This window comes from Arsukibacterium sp., from assembly GCF_018402695.1.
GTDB lineage: Bacteria > Pseudomonadota > Gammaproteobacteria > Enterobacterales > Alteromonadaceae > Alishewanella.
The window spans coordinates 304,625-322,193 of sequence record NZ_JAGYIM010000016.1 but is presented as its reverse complement, the minus strand read 5'-3'; the positions used below and the strand labels follow the sequence as shown (position 1 = coordinate 322,193).

At 50.4% G+C, this 17,569-nt stretch carries 17 protein-coding genes, 1 tRNA gene and 1 pseudogene; 14 read left to right on the top strand and 5 right to left on the bottom strand.

From position 1 onward, the window contains the following. Positions 1-136: 136 nt before the first annotated feature. The gene (locus tag KG631_RS09010; RefSeq protein WP_213998678.1) at positions 137-352 is read right to left on the bottom strand and encodes a hypothetical protein; all 216 of its coding nucleotides are present in this window, start codon (positions 350-352) and stop codon (positions 137-139) included. Beyond that, positions 333-506, bottom strand: coding sequence for a hypothetical protein (locus KG631_RS09005; RefSeq protein WP_213999634.1), 174 nt, complete (start codon positions 504-506; stop codon positions 333-335). The genes KG631_RS09010 and KG631_RS09005 overlap by 20 nt, the downstream gene beginning before the upstream one ends. Before the next feature lie 154 nt (positions 507-660). Between KG631_RS09005 and KG631_RS09000 the strand changes: the two genes are divergently transcribed. From KG631_RS09000 to KG631_RS08990, 3 genes are read left to right on the top strand one after another with little or no spacing between them, the layout of a single operon-like run. Next, the gene (locus tag KG631_RS09000; RefSeq protein ID WP_301003705.1) at positions 661-1,212 is read left to right on the top strand and encodes a GbsR/MarR family transcriptional regulator; all 552 of its coding nucleotides are present in this window, start codon (positions 661-663) and stop codon (positions 1,210-1,212) included. Between the two features lie 23 nt (positions 1,213-1,235). Beyond that, complete coding sequence (locus KG631_RS08995) at positions 1,236-2,630, top strand: cytochrome ubiquinol oxidase subunit I (RefSeq protein WP_213998671.1); 1,395 nt, start codon at positions 1,236-1,238, stop codon at positions 2,628-2,630. Then, positions 2,627-3,631 carry a cytochrome d ubiquinol oxidase subunit II gene (locus KG631_RS08990; protein ID WP_213998665.1) on the top strand — a complete coding sequence of 335 codons (1,005 nt, stop codon included), beginning with the start codon at positions 2,627-2,629 and terminating at the stop codon, positions 3,629-3,631. The genes KG631_RS08995 and KG631_RS08990 overlap by 4 nt, the downstream gene beginning before the upstream one ends. A 120-nt stretch (positions 3,632-3,751) precedes the next feature. Here KG631_RS08990 and KG631_RS08985 read toward each other — a convergent pair. Then, positions 3,752-3,838 (bottom strand) — tRNA-Leu (locus tag KG631_RS08985). 79 nt (positions 3,839-3,917) lie between these two features. Further along, on the bottom strand, positions 3,918-5,228 hold the full coding sequence (locus tag KG631_RS08980) for a hypothetical protein (protein WP_213998663.1): 1,311 nt from the start codon (positions 5,226-5,228) through the stop codon (positions 3,918-3,920). 375 nt (positions 5,229-5,603) lie between these two features. On the opposite strand from KG631_RS08980, the pseudogene leuA reads away from it, so the two are divergent. The 8 genes and pseudogenes from leuA to KG631_RS08940 all read left to right on the top strand — a co-directional run bounded on the left by leuA (position 5,604) and on the right by KG631_RS08940 (position 12,107). Then, positions 5,604-7,204, top strand: a pseudogene (leuA, locus tag KG631_RS08975) (2-isopropylmalate synthase). Next, positions 7,201-8,295 (top strand): 3-isopropylmalate dehydrogenase, encoded by a 1,095-nt coding sequence (gene leuB, locus KG631_RS08970; RefSeq protein ID WP_213998658.1) that lies wholly within the window; start codon positions 7,201-7,203, stop codon positions 8,293-8,295. The pseudogene leuA and the gene leuB overlap by 4 nt, the downstream one beginning before the upstream one ends. Then, a complete protein-coding gene (gene leuC, locus KG631_RS08965; RefSeq protein WP_213998652.1) occupies positions 8,295-9,764 on the top strand; it encodes a 3-isopropylmalate dehydratase large subunit in 1,470 nt (489 codons plus the stop codon). The genes leuB and leuC overlap by 1 nt, the downstream gene beginning before the upstream one ends. Continuing rightward, complete coding sequence (gene leuD, locus KG631_RS08960; protein ID WP_213998649.1) at positions 9,757-10,359, top strand: 3-isopropylmalate dehydratase small subunit; 603 nt, start codon at positions 9,757-9,759, stop codon at positions 10,357-10,359. The genes leuC and leuD overlap by 8 nt, the downstream gene beginning before the upstream one ends. Positions 10,360-10,493: 134 nt before the next feature. Continuing rightward, complete coding sequence (locus KG631_RS08955; RefSeq protein ID WP_213998644.1) at positions 10,494-10,748, top strand: hypothetical protein; 255 nt, start codon at positions 10,494-10,496, stop codon at positions 10,746-10,748. A 3-nt stretch (positions 10,749-10,751) separates the two neighbouring features. Continuing rightward, positions 10,752-11,099: a gamma-glutamylcyclotransferase family protein gene (locus KG631_RS08950; protein ID WP_213998640.1), complete on the top strand. Its 348-nt coding sequence runs from the start codon at positions 10,752-10,754 to the stop codon at positions 11,097-11,099. Positions 11,100-11,104: 5 nt separating this feature from the next. After that, positions 11,105-11,509, top strand: coding sequence for a DUF2784 domain-containing protein (locus tag KG631_RS08945; RefSeq protein WP_213998637.1), 405 nt, complete (start codon positions 11,105-11,107; stop codon positions 11,507-11,509). Beyond that, positions 11,502-12,107, top strand: a complete 606-nt coding sequence (locus tag KG631_RS08940; RefSeq protein ID WP_213998635.1) for a uracil-DNA glycosylase family protein — start codon at positions 11,502-11,504, stop codon at positions 12,105-12,107. The genes KG631_RS08945 and KG631_RS08940 overlap by 8 nt, the downstream gene beginning before the upstream one ends. Before the next feature lie 117 nt (positions 12,108-12,224). On the opposite strand, the gene KG631_RS08935 is transcribed toward KG631_RS08940, so the two are convergent. Next, positions 12,225-13,178 carry a hypothetical protein gene (locus KG631_RS08935; RefSeq protein ID WP_213998630.1) on the bottom strand — a complete coding sequence of 318 codons (954 nt, stop codon included), beginning with the start codon at positions 13,176-13,178 and terminating at the stop codon, positions 12,225-12,227. Between the two features lie 195 nt (positions 13,179-13,373). On the opposite strand from KG631_RS08935, the gene KG631_RS08930 reads away from it, so the two are divergent. The 3 genes from KG631_RS08930 to KG631_RS08920 all read left to right on the top strand — a co-directional run bounded on the left by KG631_RS08930 (position 13,374) and on the right by KG631_RS08920 (position 17,554). Beyond that, the gene (locus KG631_RS08930; RefSeq protein ID WP_213998627.1) at positions 13,374-14,006 is read left to right on the top strand and encodes a trimeric intracellular cation channel family protein; all 633 of its coding nucleotides are present in this window, start codon (positions 13,374-13,376) and stop codon (positions 14,004-14,006) included. A gap of 2 nt (positions 14,007-14,008) precedes the next feature. Further along, complete coding sequence (locus KG631_RS08925) at positions 14,009-15,193, top strand: DUF418 domain-containing protein (RefSeq protein ID WP_213998625.1); 1,185 nt, start codon at positions 14,009-14,011, stop codon at positions 15,191-15,193. Between the two features lie 165 nt (positions 15,194-15,358). After that, entirely contained in the window at positions 15,359-17,554 is a 2,196-nt protein-coding gene (locus tag KG631_RS08920) for a S41 family peptidase (protein WP_213998622.1), read from the top strand. The last annotated feature ends 15 nt before the right edge of the window (positions 17,555-17,569 follow it).

Sequence of the window (17,569 nt, the reverse complement as noted above, 5' to 3'; positions counted from 1 at the left end):
CAGCTCGGGCATACCCACTAATTAATGCTAATCGCCCCCTGACTAAAACCGGCTTTTTTTAACCATCCTGCCCACTTCCAGAGCAGCGTTTTTTTTGTCGCCGGGAATCATTATCCCGGGGCATCTTTTTATTAAATTATTCCCGCACCGGCACTGCTTCCAGCAGGCTGATGATATTTTGGTTTTTACCCAGCCGGGCCAAATCAAGCAGGTAGCCCTTTTCCAGTGGCTGCATGGTTTGGTTGGCCAGTAACGCTTTTAGCCGTGCCTCTTCACCGTTTGCTACCGCAGTTTTCAAAGCGGAATAGTGGGCGATACTGTGGTTATTTTGATCAGCTTGTGCAGATGTCATTAGTGTTGCTCCGTGGCTGGTGTATCAATCTCTGGTTGCTGCCCGCGTTACAGTATGGCAGCACGCGTTTCATACCCCATTTCTGCTTAGCGCCCTGGCTGGCGAACCAGATGCTCTTGCAGCATTTGGCGTTAAGTTTGGCCATTAGTTGCATTAGTTTTTGAGCTGACTCTGTCTGCTTTCTTTGTGCTTGTGGATCTGCAGACTGCGTAAACAAACCGGGGTGCTTCGTAAAAAAGCTTGATCCAGATCAATGTTCGGCCGTATCATAGTTTCAGAAATTTCTGAAAGTTCAGTAAGGGCTATTTATGCAAATGACACCCATGATCGAGTCTTTTGTTTGTCACTTCGGGGAGATGGGCAGCCGCTGGGGTTTTAACCGCACTGTTGGCCAGATTTACGCCTTGCTGGTGGTCAGTGAGCAGCCAATTTGTGCCAACGACATTGCCGAATTACTGGGTATTTCCCGGGGTAATGTCAGCATGGGCTTAAAAGAACTGGGTAGCTGGCAGTTGGTGCAGGTGCAACATAAAGCGGGCGATCGTAAAGAGTATTATTTTTGCCGTGGCAGTATCTGGGATATGGCCAACAAAGTATTTGAAGAGCGGCGCAAGCGTGAAATGGACCCGACCCTGTCATTGCTGCGTGACATTATGATGGACGAAGCCGCTAACAATGATGAAGCCTATGCCCAAAAACGGATTACTGAAATTCATGACCTGCTGGAAAACATTACCGAATGGACTCAGAGCCTGCAGTCGCTGTCACCGGAAAAGCTCAATACCCTGATGAAGCTGGGCTCCGGCGTGGGTAAGGTGCTGGAATTTACCGATAAATTCCGGCCGAAAAAAGACGCCTAGGGCGTGTTGATACAGAGGTGGTTATGTTAGATACCTTAATTTTGTCCCGCATTCAGTTTGCGGCAAACATCAGTTTTCATATTCTGTTTCCGACTATTACTATTGCCCTCGGCTGGTTGTTATTCTATTTCAAAGTACGCTTTGATCTGTCGCAGCACCCGGTATGGATGCGCGCTTATCGTTTCTGGGTAAAAGTATTTGCCCTGACCTTTGCCCTGGGGGTGGTCAGCGGCATTACCATGTCATTTCAGTTTGGTACCAATTGGCCGGGTTTTATGGAAAGCATCGGCAATATTGCCGGGCCGTTGTTAGCTTATGAAATTCTCACCGCGTTCTTTTTAGAAGCCACCATGCTCGGCATTATGTTGTTCGGCTTTCACAAAGTGCCGCGCTGGGCCCATACGCTGGCTACTTTTCTGGTGGCGCTGGGTACCACCTTCTCTGCATTCTGGATTTTAGTATTAAACTCCTGGATGCAAACGCCGGCCGGTTTCGAAATGATAGATGGCGTTGCCCATGCTACCGACTGGCTGGCCATCATTTTTAACCCGTCATTTCCGTATCGCTTCACCCATATGCTGCTGGCATCGGGCCTGACCGTCTGTTTTCTGGTGGCCGGCATTTCGGCTTATCGCATCTTAAAAGGTGATAACAAGAAAGCCCCGAAACTGACCCTGAAAACAGCCCTGCTAAGCGCGGCTATTCTGGCGCCAACTCAGGTGCTGGTCGGTGATTTTCACGGCTTAAACACCCTGGAGCATCAGCCGCAGAAAATAGCGGCAATGGAAGGGATCTGGCACACCGAGCGCGGTGCGCCACTGGTGTTATTTGCCATACCAGACCAGGAAACCCAACAAAACCGTTTTGCCATTGAAGTCCCTAAGCTGGCCAGCCTGATCTTAACCCATGACGCTGATGGCGAACTGCAAGGCTTAAACGAGTTTGCCGGCGAGCATCCACCAGTGGCGCCGGTGTTCTTCAGCTTTCGGATAATGGTTGGTATCGGCATGCTAATGCTACTGATGGCCTGGTGGAGCAGTTATCACTTGCTGCGCAAAAAAGCACTGTCGCCGCTGCAGCTGAAAATTCTGATTGGCATGACCTTCTCCGGCTGGATCGCTACGCTGGCCGGCTGGTACGTCACCGAGATTGGCCGCCAGCCTTACTTAGTGTATGGCGTACTGAAAACCCGCGATGCCGTAACCACCGTGCCGGGTGAGCATGTCGCCATGACACTGGCCATGTATCTGGTGTTATATCTGGTGCTACTGCTGGCTTATATTAAAACCCTGTTCTGGCTGGCCAACCGCGCGGTTGAAGTGGAAGAATACGATTTAACCCGCCCTGGCCTGGCAGAAAGCCGCAGCGAACCGCTGCCAGAGAGTGCACCTAAACCCCGCACAGGAGCCGCATTATGAGTTGGCTAACCGCAGACAACCTGGCATTGATTTTCAGTGGCCTGACCGCCCTGTCTATCCTGCTATATGCCATTTTAGATGGCTACGATTTGGGCGTGGGCATTACCCTGCCAATGGCCAACGAACCCTGGCGCGACACCGCCATTGCTTCAATTGGCCCGTTCTGGGATGCCAATGAAACCTGGCTGGTACTGGCCGTTGGCCTGCTGCTGGTCGCCTTTCCGGCAGCACATAGCGCCATTTTACATGCTTTATACCTGCCGGCTGCCTTGTTATTACTGGGGTTAATTCTGCGCGGCGTGGCTTTTGATTTCCGGGCCAAAGTTAAAAATAACCGCAAAACCCGTTGGGATTACACTTTTAAAGCCGGCTCAGTGCTGGCCACCTTCAGTCAGGGTTTTATGCTGGGTATTTATGTGATGGGCCTTGAATACACCACCGGCAGTGTTATTTTTGCCTGCTTTAGCGGCCTGTGTGTTACCGCCGCCTTTGCCATGATTGGCAATGCCTGGCTCATTGGCAAAACCAGTGGCGATTTGCAATTACATGCTATTAAGCATTGTAAAATAGCCGGCGTGCTTACCCTGGCCGGTATTCTGGCGGTCAGCGCCATTAACCCGCTGGTCAATGCCAATGCGCTACAGGTATGGACCGAGCCCCCGCTGGCTTTTGTCTTTGCCGCAATCCCCCTGCTGTGCTTTGCTATGTTTGTTATCGGCTACTTAGTGCTGAAACGCTTGCCGCTGCCGGGCGACGCCGGTGCCTGGCTGCCTTTTGTTATTTGCAATATTATCTTTATCTGCAGTTTTCTGGGCCTGGCATTAAGTTTCTATCCGTTTGTAGTACCAAACCAGCTTACCCTGTATGACGCCGCCAGCTCCAGAGAGTCGCTGCTAATCATCTTCTTTGGCGCTGTAGTGGTTATCCCGGTGATCATTGGTTACACCGCCCTGGCCTACTATGCGTTCCGGGGTAAAGCAGATGGTCTGAAGTACTACTAGCAAATAAGTAGCAGTAGGGGCATTGTAGCTAAGGTAACTATTTTCTGCGGTAAGTAAAAGTTACCTGTCTTCGGTAGCGATGATGAAGTAACCAAGGGAAAAGTGGAGGAATAAACTAAATGGTGCCCGGGGCCGGACTTGAACCGGCACGCCCTTTCGAGCGAGGGATTTTAAATCCCTTGTGTCTACCGATTTCACCACCCGGGCAGAGTTGCGTTGCACTGAAAAGTGCTGGCAGAACGGCGCGCATAATAATGAACGCCGGCTGCTTATGCAAGTACTTTATTTACCAGTCCATTGATGACGGAATACGTGGTGAGGACAGCAGCTTGATAAACCGCGCCCAGCGCTCGTCCTGATCATCAGTTTGCTCAATGTACTGTTTTACCAGCTCTTTGCCCCAGTTGTAGTTAATAACATAGGCACCGTAGCTGTCAAAAAACCGCAGCCGCTGCCGCGCTTCCGCTTCGCTGTTCAGGCTGTATTGCTGCAGCAGCGTAACAGCTTGCTCGCCATCAATGTCACCATTTAAGTACTGGCGGGCTATTTCATTACCGACATAACTTAAGCGTGCCATTAACTTTAAGAACGCTGCATAATCATCGGCGGTAGCCGGGTCTAAACCAGCCAGCGGATACAGGACCTCACGTTCGAACTCCAGCTTTTGCTCGCCGGGAAAGGCCAGGTCGATACCATAATTGGCCGTGCCTTCAGCAATCAGTGATTGCGGGCTGTATAACGGATACACACTGAATTCCTGCCAACCGAATTCATTCACCAGCTTTTGTTCCAGTAATGCATTGTACGTGTGGTGACCCGGGTAACCTTCATGACAACCTAAATCGACGGCGCGGGAAATATCAATTGGTCGCTCGCTGTTAATCTGAATTAAGCTGTAGGCGCTCCCTTTGTACCAGTTGTAGCCACTCCAGGGTTTATCCTGCACGTATTCCAGGCTGAAATCCTCATTGTCCGGCAAGCTGATATAAGCAGCGGTGCGGGCTTTACACTCACTGATTGCCCGCTGAAACACCTCGTCCAGCTTATCGGCCGGGATCACAAAGTTCTTGCGGTAGGCTTCTACCCGCTCTGACAAACTGCCATCACCTGGCACCAGCTCATCAATACCGGCCAGCACCTCATCAAAATCAGTCAGGCTGTAATTGGGCGGTGTGGTGTCATACAAGGCCTGCGCCTGAGCTTCAAAGTTAGCTTTTTTGCCATTGCTCAGGCTGTCAGCATGAAAGGCCAGCGCCTGCAGCTGTTTATCCAGGTAATGCAGCCGCAGTTTGAACATATCGTCTTCCGACGTAGGCTGGGTATCAATTTTTTCAAGCAAGGTTTTTGCTTCAGCCGCAATTTCAGCGGCACTAAGACCGCGGGCGACCGCCTCATCGCGTAATTGTTGCGGGCCATAATAGGCATCAACATAGCTGCTATCATGCTCGCCCAGTGCCAGCACCAGTTGCATATACTCGCGGGCAATGTTGTCCGGCTCAACCGTGGCCGCTACCGGCGGTTCGGGCGCTTTGCCACAAGCCGTGGTCAATGCCAGGCTGGCGGTCAGTAACAACGGATTAAACAGAGAATATCGCATAGTCAGCTTCCTTGGTTTGCTTTTATTTTAATGAGTTAGAACACTGTTATCTACTTAAGCCTAGCGCTTCGCCTGCCATGCAGCAACTTTTTCACTCTTTTGGACGTCTATACTGTTGCAGTTAAAAAATAACCATGTTATTACTAATAGCGTTTAGCAGTATAAATTAAGAATAAGAGTAATTAATGAATTTACAACGTTGTGTTTCTACAAACAGCCTCCTCGTGCTCCTCAGCGGCGCGCGGGGTGTGGTTTATTGGTAGAAACGTAACGAACCGATAACAAAAAACCCCGTGCCACTGGCCGGGGTTTTTTGTATTTCAGCCCCCGCCACACGTTGCCACCGACACCGATTAACGGAACAGGAAACACAAGATGAGCGGCGATAATAAAATCTGGATCTTTGACACCACCTTGCGCGACGGCGAGCAGGCCTTACGGGCCAGTTTAAGCCAGAAGCAAAAATTCAGCTGGCCCATGCGATAGCGCGCTTAAAAGTAGATGTGATGGAAGTGGGTTTTCCGGTATCCAGCCCGGGCGACTTTGACTCGGTGCAGCGCATCGCCCGTGAAGTAAAGGGCCCAATCATTTGCGGCCTGGCCCGCGCGGTCACGGCCGATATTGAAGCCTGCGGTGCAGCGTTAAAAGACGCCGAACAGCGCCGTATTCATACCTTTATTGCCACCTCACCGCTGCACTTGCAATACAAACTGCGCAAAACCTTAGCCCAGGCCAGCGAGCAAGCGGTAGCGGCAATTAAACTGGCCAGTCGCTATACCGACGATATCGAGTTTTCCTGTGAAGATGCCGGTCGCACGCCCATTGACGACTTATGCTGGATAGTGGAGCGGGCGATTAACGCCGGTGCTACCACCATCAATATTCCCGATACCGTCGGCTATACCATCCCCAATGAGTTCGCTGCCATTATCAGCACCTTACGCAACAAGGTACCGAATATCGATAAGGCCCGCTTAAGTGTGCACTGTCATAACGATTTAGGCTTAGCGGTCGCTAACAGTATCAGCGCTGTTCAGGCCGGCGCCCGCCAGATTGAATGTACGGTAAATGGCATTGGTGAGCGAGCTGGTAACTGTTCGCTGGAAGAAGTCGCGATGATTATCAACACCCGCAAAGATGTATTAGCACCGCTGTATACTGATATTAAAACCACTGAGATTTACCGCAGTTCTCACTTAGTCAGCCAGATTTGCAATATGCCCATTCAGCCAAATAAGGCGATTGTCGGTGAAAACGCCTTTGCCCACAGCTCGGGTATTCATCAGGACGGTGTATTAAAAGCCCAAAACACTTATGAAATTATGGCGCCAGAGCAGGTGGGCATTCGCCAGAACGAGCTGAACTTAACCTCGCGCTCGGGCCGCCATGTTATTCAGCACCGCTTAGCTGAGCTGGGTTACACCGCCGACGATTACGATTTAGAGGCCGTGTATAAAAGCTTTGTTGCCCTGGCCGATCAGAAAGGCCGGGTGTTCGATTACGATTTAGAAGCGCTGGTGTTTTTTGAAAACATGCAGGAACAAAACGACTATTACGCATTGGAGTTTTTAAGCTCGTCTACCCATACCGGCCATGTTGCCAGCGCCACCGTCGGCTTACGCTGTGGTGATCAGGTTTTTACCGAAGCCGCCACCGGCAATGGCCCGGTGGAAGCCGCCTTCAGTGCGATCTCGCGCATCAGCAAACTGACGATCAAGATGGTCGATTTTAACTTACAGGCCAAAGGCAGCGGCGAAGATGCCCTGGGCCAGGTTGATATTATTGCCGAGCATGAGGGCCGGCGCTTTCATGGTGCCGGTTTGGCTACCGACATCGTGCGCAGCTCGGTGCTGGCGTATGTCCACGTGCTGAACATGATCCAGCGTGCTCAAACCATTGACGCCCACAAGCACGCCCGCCAGACCCATACTCGCGAACAGAACATAGTAAAAATTGCAGCAGGTGAACAACAATGAGTAAGCACTACAACATAGCCGTGCTGGCCGGTGACGGCATTGGCCCGGAAGTCATAGCCGAAGCAGAGAAAGTGCTACAGGTGGTTGCCGATAAATTTCAGTTTGGCATTACCTTAACCCCCGCCTTAGTCGGTGGCGCCGCTATTGACGCCACCGGCGAACCCTTGCCACCCCAAACCTTGTCAATATGTCAGCAAAGCGATGCGATATTATTTGGCTCGGTCGGCGGGCCAAAGTGGACCGGCCTGGCACCGGATAAACAGCCCGAGCGCGGCTCGTTATTGCCACTTCGCAAAACCTTCGACTTATTCTGTAATTTGCGCCCGGGGCAAATTTACCCGGCCTTTGCCGGCTTATCGCCGCTGCACCCGCGGGTCAGCAGCCTGGGCATGGATGTCTTGTGTGTGCGCGAGCTGACCGGCGGTATTTATTTTGGTGAGAAAGGCCGCAGCGACACCGACGCTTTTGATACCCAGCGCTATAGCGTGGCAGAAATTGAGCGGATTGCCCGTGTGGCGTTTGAGGCCGCACAAAAGCGTAGCAATAAAGTCACCTCTATAGATAAAGCCAATGTGCTGCAAACCAGTATTTTATGGCGCGAAACGGTCCAGCGGGTAGCGCAGGATTACCCCGGGGTAACCCTGGAGCATATGTACATTGATAACGCCGCTATGCAGCTTATCCGCAGCCCGCAGCAGTTTGATGTATTGCTGTGCGACAACCTGTTTGGCGATATTTTATCCGACGAAATTGCCGCCATTGCCGGTAGCTTAGGTTTGCTGCCATCAGCCAGCTTAAATGGCAGCGGCTTTGGCTTGTATGAGCCGGCGGGTGGCAGTGCACCGGATATCGCCGGCAAGGGCATTGCCAACCCGATAGCACAAATTTTAAGTGCGGCCTTAATGCTGCGCTACAGCTTTGGTGAGGAAAACGCCGCACGGGCAATAGAGCAAGCGGTGCAGCACTGCTTGGAGCAGCATATTGTCACCCGTGACATTGACCCGGCATCAACCTATGGCACCGCCGCGGTCGGCGCGGCCATTGTTGCGACTTTACGCCAGCCAGCGCACAACCAGAACGGAGTAAACTAATGGGCCACGCTTTTTCAACAACCAGTTCTTCTGCAAAAACCTTATATCAAAAGATTTATGCCAGTCATGTGGTAGGCAAGTTGAACCCCAGTACCGATTTATTGTTTGTCGACCGCCACTTAATTCATGAGGTCACCTCGCCGCAGGCGTTTTCCGGTTTAAAGCTGGCCAACCGCAAAGTACGCCGGCCCGATTTAACTTTCGCCACTATGGACCATAACGTGTCGACCCAGCGCCGCAGTATCGACGCCGCCGGTGAGACTTCGCGCAAGCAGCTGGAAGCGTTAGCGGCTAACTGTAGCGAAAATAACATTCCCTTACTGGATTTAACCCACCCCGATCAGGGCATCGTCCATGTCATCGGCCCGGAGCAAGGCTTAACCCAACCCGGGATGATTATTGTCTGTGGTGACTCGCATACGTCTACCCATGGTGCTTTTGGCGCCCTGGCCTTTGGCATTGGCACCTCAGAAGTCGAGCATGTGCTGGCGACTCAAACCCTGCCGCAGCAACAGGCAAAAACCTTAAAAGTGGAGATAAATGGCGAATTAAGCGCCCATGTTACGCCAAAAGATGTGATTATGGCGGTAATTGCCGAACTGGGCACCGCTGGCGGCAACGGCTATGTCGCGGAGTTTGGTGGCAGCGCCATTGCGGCAATGAGTATGGAAGGCCGGATGACCCTGTGCAATATGAGCATTGAAATGGGCGCCAAAGCCGGGCTGATAGCCCCTGATGAAACCACTTTTGCCTATTTGAAAGGTAAGGCTCATGCGCCGCAGGCAGAGCACTGGGACGCGGCAGTACAATACTGGCAAAGCCTGTATTCCGACGCTGATGCCGTATTTGATAAGCAGGTTGAAATTGATGCCGGCAGCATTACCCCGCAAATTACCTGGGGCACTAACCCCGAGCAGGTTATTGCGATTGACCAGAGTGTGCCCTCACCTGCCAGCTTTACCGATGCCACTAAGCGTGACGCTGCCGAGCGCGCCCTGGCCTATATGGGATTGGCGCCGGGCCAGAAACTGACCGATTGTCAGGTCGATGTGGTGTTTATTGGCAGCTGCACCAATAGCCGGATTGAAGACCTACGGGCCGCTGCCAGTGTGGTGCAAGGTAAGCAGGTCGCCGCCGGTGTGCGGGCCTTAGTTGTGCCGGGCTCAGGTATCGTTAAACGTCAGGCCGAAGCTGAAGGTTTAGCCGACATTTTCAAAAGCGCAGGCTTTGAATGGCGCGAGCCAGGCTGCAGTATGTGTCTGGGCATGAATGATGACAGAGTAGCAGCCGGCGAGCGCTGCGCGTCTACCTCAAACCGTAACTTTGAAGGCCGCCAGGGCCGCGGCGCCCGTACTCATTTGGTTAGCCCGGCTATGGCTGCCGCCGCGGCAATTGCCGGAAAGTTCGTTAATATCGCGACTGTCAGCAGTGAACAAGCAGCCATCCAAAAGGAGACCCGCTATGAGTAAAATTTTTGCTAAGGGCTTAGTTTGCCCGCTGGATAAAAATAATGTTGATACTGACCAAATTATTCCAAAGCAGTTTTTAACCAGCGTCAGCCGCGATGGCTTTGCTGACGCAATGTTTTTTGACTGGCGTTATTTAGCTGATGGCAGCCCGGACCCGGATTTTGTCATCAATAAACCTGAGTATAACGGTGCCAGTATTTTACTGACCCGGGCCAACTTTGGCTGTGGCTCCAGCCGCGAACACGCGCCCTGGGCCATTCAGCAATATGGTTTTAATGTCATCATCGCCGAAAGCTTTGCCGATATTTTCTTTAATAACAGCGTCAATAACGCTATGTTGTTAATTCAGCTAAGTAAAACCAACATCGACTTGCTGTTTAACCGCTGCCAGCAAGGCCCGCAACATTGGCAAATTGATTTAGCCAGTCAGGAAATATTGTTTGGTAATAATGCCGCACTGGGCTTTAATATCGATGCTGATATAAAACAGCGCCTGCTATCGGGGCTGGATTTTATTGGCAGCAGCGAGCAGCTTAACTCACAAATTACTGACTTTGAGCAAAGCCGCAAAGCCAGCCAGCCCTGGCTGGGTTAGCACAACAATATGGTATATTAAAAGCGCACTTCAATTGTCAGTTGGTGCGCTTTTTTAATGTCCTGGCCAAATCTTTAACAGTTATATATCATAAACCAGATAAGACTCAGCTTTTACAATAACAAGGAAGCAGCATGCAGCAGAGCACCAAATTAATGTTGGTGGCACTATTTGCCGTGATGACAACAGGTTGCGCCAGTAACAACGTAAAGCAGGCAGCGGACGATTTTGCCGATGGCACTGTTAGTAATGCCGAGCACCGGCAGCAACACCGTCATCAGCATGGTAATACTGACACCCGCCTTAAAAAGGAAGACTCTATTGCCGGCATTCTGAACATTGGCCTGCAAGGTTTTCTCAGGTTGTTTAAGTCCGAAGAGCCGGAATAATCAATGCCTAAACTCTTTTCCTACGGCACCTTGCAGCAAAACAATGTCCAGCTGGCTAACTTTGGCCGTGAATTGTCAGGTAGCAAAGATATTCTGCAGGGCTATGTGGTCGGTGAAGTAGAAATTACTGATGAGCGGGTGCTGCGCGAAAGTGGCAAAGCCATACATCCTATATTGCGCTTTACCGGTAATCTAAATGATGAAATTGCTGGCACCGTATTTGAACTGACTGACGCTGAACTGGCACAAGCCGACGATTATGAAGTCGATGCCTATACCCGACTTAACGCCTGTTTAAAATCCGGTACTGAGTGCTGGATTTATGCAGCGGCAACACCAGACAGCAGGTAAAACGCATGTCTGACAGGTTACTGCTGATGTTGGCTGACACCATTCTGCTGCTTCATTTCTTATTTGTGCTGTTCGTGGTAGTGGGTCTGTTGGCCATTTACCTCGGCTATTTTTTGCAGTGGCACTGGGTCAGAGCCAAAATATTCCGGATTTGCCATTTAATTGCGATTGGTATTGTTGTGCTGCAATCCTGGCTGGGCGTTATCTGTCCGCTTACGCTCTGGGAAATGGCTTTACGGGAAAAAGCCGGCGCTGCAACTTATGCCGGTTCCTTTGTTCAGCACTGGCTACAATATTTACTGTACTACACTGCACCAGACTGGGTATTTATTGCACTTTATACCGGCTTTGGCGCCCTGGTGCTGATAAGCTGGTATCTGGTACCGGTAAGGACGAACAAACATGGCTGATAACCCACTGTCTGCAGCCAATGCCACGTTACTTGCCAGCGTTCGCCAATGCCGCTTATGTGCAGCCGATTTGCCGCTGGGGCCCCGGCCCATATTACAGTGGCATCCCGATGCGCATATTCTGATAGCGGGTCAGGCGCCGGGGCGCAAAGCGCATCAGGCAAACAGGCCTTTTGCCGATGCCAGTGGTGAGCGCTTACGTACCTGGCTGGGCCTGACTGCTGAACAATTTTATGATCCTCGTTTGGTGGCTATTTTGCCGATGGGCTTTTGCTTTCCGGGCACAGGCAATAACGGCGATTTACCTCCACGGCCCGAATGCGCCCCTACCTGGCAGCAGAATTTATTGCAGCAGTTAACCCGGTTACAACTTACCGTGGTTATTGGTCAGTATGCGCAGGCTTACCACCTGGCTGATCTTAAACCGACACTGACTGAAACAGTTGCCAGCTGGCAGGATTACTGGCCCCATAAAATACCGTTGCCTCATCCGAGCCCGCGCAATAACCTCTGGCTTAAACGCAATCCGTGGTTTGTTGAAATACTGTTACCGAAACTACAAACCAGAGTGCAGCAGGTGCTGGCTGCTGATAACTAAATTAGTTTACCAGGCGGTTAGTCGGTTATTGAAGTTATGCCGTGACTGGTGCTATTTGCTGGGGGCTTGCTAATAAAAAAAGGCAGCCAGGCTGCCTTTTGCAATGAGCTGACTGTTTTAGTTAGCAACCATTTTCAGGTTGGCAAATTTAATCATTTGCTCTGGCGTTTGCAGTTCTGCCATTAACGCGCCGGATTGCACCGCGTCAAAGCTTAACGGCTCAGCAAAGCTAACATTAACCTGCAGCTTTTCTGGCTGGTTAATAAAAGTGGTCAGGCTTTCTTTCATTTCCAGTGGCAGGTTTTCATCGGCAGTGATTGCCATCAGCGCCATGCCTTTTAAGGCGTCCATTGGTGGCAATTGACCCTGGGCGCTGCCCATTTCTACCAGGCGCTCAATAAAGCCGTTGTTGGTTACCACCAGCTCACCACTTTTCAGGGCACCTTTAACCAGATTAGCCATTACGTCTGTCATGTAGCTGTCAGACATCGTTAACTGTTGTTGCTCTTCCGGGGTTTTCTCGCTCATATCGCGGGCAAAGGCCCACAATTCCTGCATCTGGGCAAATGAGATGTTGTAAGCCAGGCTGAACTCGTCATTGATCCGGGTATCCTGGCTGAAATACAGCTCGCCGGTGGCCGGGGTATATTGGTAGCTGTAATCAGCATGCAGCGCCACGCCCTGAACAAAGGCGCTCATATCCGGTGGTAACATTGCCAGCATCGGCTCAGCTACTTTCGCGCCAACCAGCTGCGCGCTGCCTTTATCTGCTAAGCCCTGCGGTTTTAAACCCACAGCGGTCACTTTTTCAATGGTAGCGACCTGGCCCATACCGGCAACGCTAACATCAACCCCTGTCACGCTGTAACTGGACGTAAGTACATTGGCCGACACATCCTGATAACCAATGCTAATTGCTGGCATCAGGCCGCTCGCGGCCATTTCTGCATAAGACTTATTTGCCTGCTCAATTTGCTCTTTAATGGCATTTTCAGCTTGCGAATTGGCATAGTAAAAGCCCGCAGCGGCGGCAACCACAACAATACCGGCACCAACAACTAATTTATTCATACTAATCCTTTATTCAATGTAATTTATCAAACGTATTATTTACAAAAGCGGGAAATCGTAGCACAACCGCCTTGTTGCCGAAAAGTAAGTATTGCAACTATTTTATAAGTTACTGCTACTGCTGGAAAACATTTACCTGCTGCCCAAAGCCTGCTAGCGTGACACTATCTTTAGCCAGCTGATAGCTACCGCATCATGACCCCTTACTTTTTCTGGTTTGATTTACTGGGCGTTGCTGTCTTCGCGGTGTCAGGCACGCTGGCAGCCTGGCGCAACCAGATGGATGGCTTCGGGGTTATTGTACTGGCCAGTGTTACGGCGATTGGCGGCGGCACCCTGCGCGATCTTATTCTGGATGTCCCGGTTATCTGGATAAACAATAATAGTTACTTTTATGCTATTTTTTTCGCCGCCGTAACCACTATTTTATTAGTACGCAACCGTTTAACTATTCCCAACAATACCTTACAAATTCTCGATGCCATTGGCCTGGCATTTTTTGTCATTATGGGTACCCAGAAAGCGCTGGATTACGGCACCTCTACTTTGGTGGCCATTATGCTGGGCACCATGAGCGGTGTATGTGGCGGCATGATCCGCGATGTACTGTGCCGGGAAATCCCCATGGTATTCCGGGGCGAACTGTATGCCGTGACCTGTCTGGTTGGCGGCGGTGTCTATACCAGCTTGCTGGCGCTTGGCGTGGGCCAGTTGTCAGCCATGCTGGCCGGTATGTCGGCGCTATTATTACTGCGGTTGGCGGCGATTAAATGGCAGATTACCATCCCGGTTTTTGGCAAACACCATAACGAATTAAATGAGCCCTGAGTATGCAACAAGCAAGTAACACGTCCACAACTGGCCAGCGGCTTGTCCAGCTTGATATCATCCGGGGCCTGGCCATTTTAGGTATTTTACTGATTAATATTTTTGCCTTTGCCAGCCCACCCGATTACTCCCATAGCCTGATCTGGCAACAAAGCGTCAGCACCCTGGATACCCTGTTATTCAATCTGCAGACCATGCTGTTTTCAGGCCGGTTTTTAACCCTGTTTAATCTGTTGTTTGGGGTCAGCCTGCTTCTAATAGCCCAAAAATATGGCGAGGCTTACTTAAACCGCCGTTTGCAGTGGCTGGCTATCTTTGGCCTGATCCATATCAGTTTTATCTGGTTTGGCGATATTTTGCTCTGGTATGCCCTGACCGGTTTACTGGTATTAAAACAGGGCTATCATAAACTCGATAGTGCAGCGTTGTGGCGCAAAGGCGCTTTGCTATTTGCCATTTCGCTGATCATGCCGGCTTTGTTCAGCTTATATCTGCTGCTGGCGACCCCGCCACCGCAGCAGCCATTAACTGCAGAGCTGTTAATGGCGCAGCAGCAACTATGGACCGGACCTTATCTTACTCAGCTGACGGAAATGCTATGGCATAACCTGCTCATGCTGGTGGGTTTTGCGCTAACTCTGTACTGGCTAATGGCCGCGCTGATGCTTTTTGGCATGGCGCTGTATAACAGCGGCTGGTTTCGCCAGGGCTATTCCGGTCGCAGAACAACCCTGCTGTTGCTGGCGTCACTGACTATCAGCGGCACTACCGCAGTACTCGACCACCTTACCGGCTATGGTTACGATTTGGGCATTATGCTGCCGTGGGAGCAAATAAGCGCCTTGCTGATGGCACTAGCTTTTGCCAGCGCGCTGATTAATGCCCAGCACAAGCCGGGGTTGTGCCGTTGGCTGCAAGGCTGGCTGGCACCCTGCGGCCGCATGGCCTTTACTCTGTATTTAAGCCAAAGCCTGCTAATGGTGTTGCTGTTTAAAGTGTTTAAACCCGACTGGTTTGCCAGCCTCGACCGGTTATCCTTACTGGGTATTGCGGTTGCCACTATCATCCTGCAACTACTATTTTGCCGCTGGTATCTTAAGCATTACTCGCAAGGCCCGCTGGAATGGCTATGGCGCAGGTTGAGCAAGCAGCCTGTAACAAGCATTGTCCATCCCGATGCCAGCTAATAGTCAGCAGCTTAATTATTCCAACTTCCTATTTAACAACGCTTTAGCCGCTGCTATTAAGCAGGCATTCAGTTAGCTGCCGCTAGTTTAAGATTTGTTAATTTAACGATTAAATCTCATAACGTTTACAGCTATCACTATTATAAAAACAATGAAGGAACCAGTATGAAAGGACTTCTGTTCAGTTTAGGGCTATTGGGCTGCAGCTTTGCCAGCCTGGCCACCCCACAGAATATGGATTTTTCAGAAATATCTGAAAACCAGCCAGCCCATTGGCAGATTGCGGGGACAGAGCCGCCAACCTTTAGTAAAGTAGCGTCGCTTGATAACGCCACTGCAATGAAAATCAGTCGCAAAAGTACTACCGCCGGCGCATTTGCCGACATCCACCAGCATATTAAATTTCCCTATGGTGGAAAAAGCATAATGCTTAGCGGATATATAAAAACAACTGAGGTTAGCGCTGATGGTTTCGCCGGTTTCTGGCTTGCTCAGGCGTCAGAAAACGACGACACAATTCACTACACCGATATGGAGTTAAATGCAATTAATGGCAGCAATGACTGGCAGCAATATACACTGAGCGCTGAACTGGACCCTGATACAGAATACTTATATTTTGGCCTGTTGCAAGTGGGTACCGGAAGCAGCGAGTATACAAAGCTTAGCCTGACCATAGACGGTAAACCGATTGCGCAGGCACCTGCAAGAGAGCGAGTGGTCTATCCGGCAGCATTACCCCATAAATTTGAACAAGACTCTGGCATTCGCCTGAAAACACTCAGCCAAACAGAACAACGCAACTTAGCCGCACTGGCCAAAGTATGGGGCTTTATTAAGTATTATCACCCAGAGTCTGCTGCGGGCAATATCAGTATGGATGCTGAGCTGTTTAAATTAATTCCTGAAGTGCTGACAGTAGATGCCAAAAAGCGCGACCAGCTGCTAGTAAAGTGGATAAATGATCTGGGCGAGCTTACTCCATGCAAAAAGTGCAAAGACACTACCGATGCTGCACTGGCTCACCCCGACCAACACTGGTTAGCCTGGCAGTTATCGCCAGAACTAAATGCCACCCTCGCCAAAGTCTACGCTGCTGAGTTACCAGCCCGGCACTATTGGGTAAAGCGTTCAGCACAAGGTAACCCGATGTTTAATGAAAAGCCTTATGCTGACATCGGCTATTTGGATTCTGGTTATCGTTTACTAAGCGTGTTTAGGCTATGGAATATAGTTCACTACTACTCACCATACCGTGATTTAACCGAGCAACCGTGGCAACAGGTGCTTGATGAGGCAATTGCAAACGTTATCGCTGCACCTGATGACACCCAATATCAACTGGCGCTGATGACGTTAATCTCAGATATCCATGATAGCCATAGCCAGTTCTGGCCAAACCGAAAAAATACAGCAATTGCTAACTACCTGGGTCGCAACATAGTCCCGGTAGAAGTTCGCTATGTAGAGGACAAACCAGTCATTGGGCTATTGTATCAGCCAGACCTGCCGTTACAGATTGGCGATATTATTACTCATATTGATGGCAAAGATATCGCGGAGTACCTGGCAAGAATTAAGCCGATAGTCGCCGCCTCAAATGGCCCGACTTTACAGCGCCAGTGGGCAGATTCTTTGTTGCGCAATAATAAGCAGCAACTCACTTTAGGCATTAACCGTGCTGGTAAATCATTAAATGTTGAGGTGCCACTGATAGAATACGACTCTTTCAAACGGCAATTTTTGTATACCCCGGCGAGCGATGACCCTTATAAGCAGCTGCCGGATAATATTGGTTATATCCGGCTGGATAAAATAAAAGGTGTTGATCTTGAGCAGATGATGCAGCAACTTAATGATACTAAAGGCCTGATTATTGACATTCGTGAAACTCCGTCAGAATTTGTAGCTTTTACGCTGGGCAGCTATCTGTATCCGAATCCTTACCCATTCGCTAAATATACCGTTATGCAGGCTGACAACCCGGGCCAATTTAACTGGGATGGCCCAATAATTGTGGGCAACAACAATCCAGACTACTACACAGGTAAAATTGCCATTCTGATCAACGAGCAAACGCAAAGCAGTGCGGAATACACCACCATGGCGTTTCGCGGCGCCCCAAAAGCCAAAGTAATAGGTAGTACCACGGCAGGTGCCGATGGTAATGTCTCCGGTATTATGCTGCCCGGTGGTCACTGGACCCATATATCCGGTATCGGCATATTCTACCCGGATGGCACCCCAACCCAGCGAATAGGTATCGTGCCGGATATTGAGGTAAAACCGACCATAGCCGGCATCGCAGCCGGCCGTGACGAGCAACTGGAACGCGCTATTAAGTATATAAAGCAGAAATAAAACCGCCTATGCAGA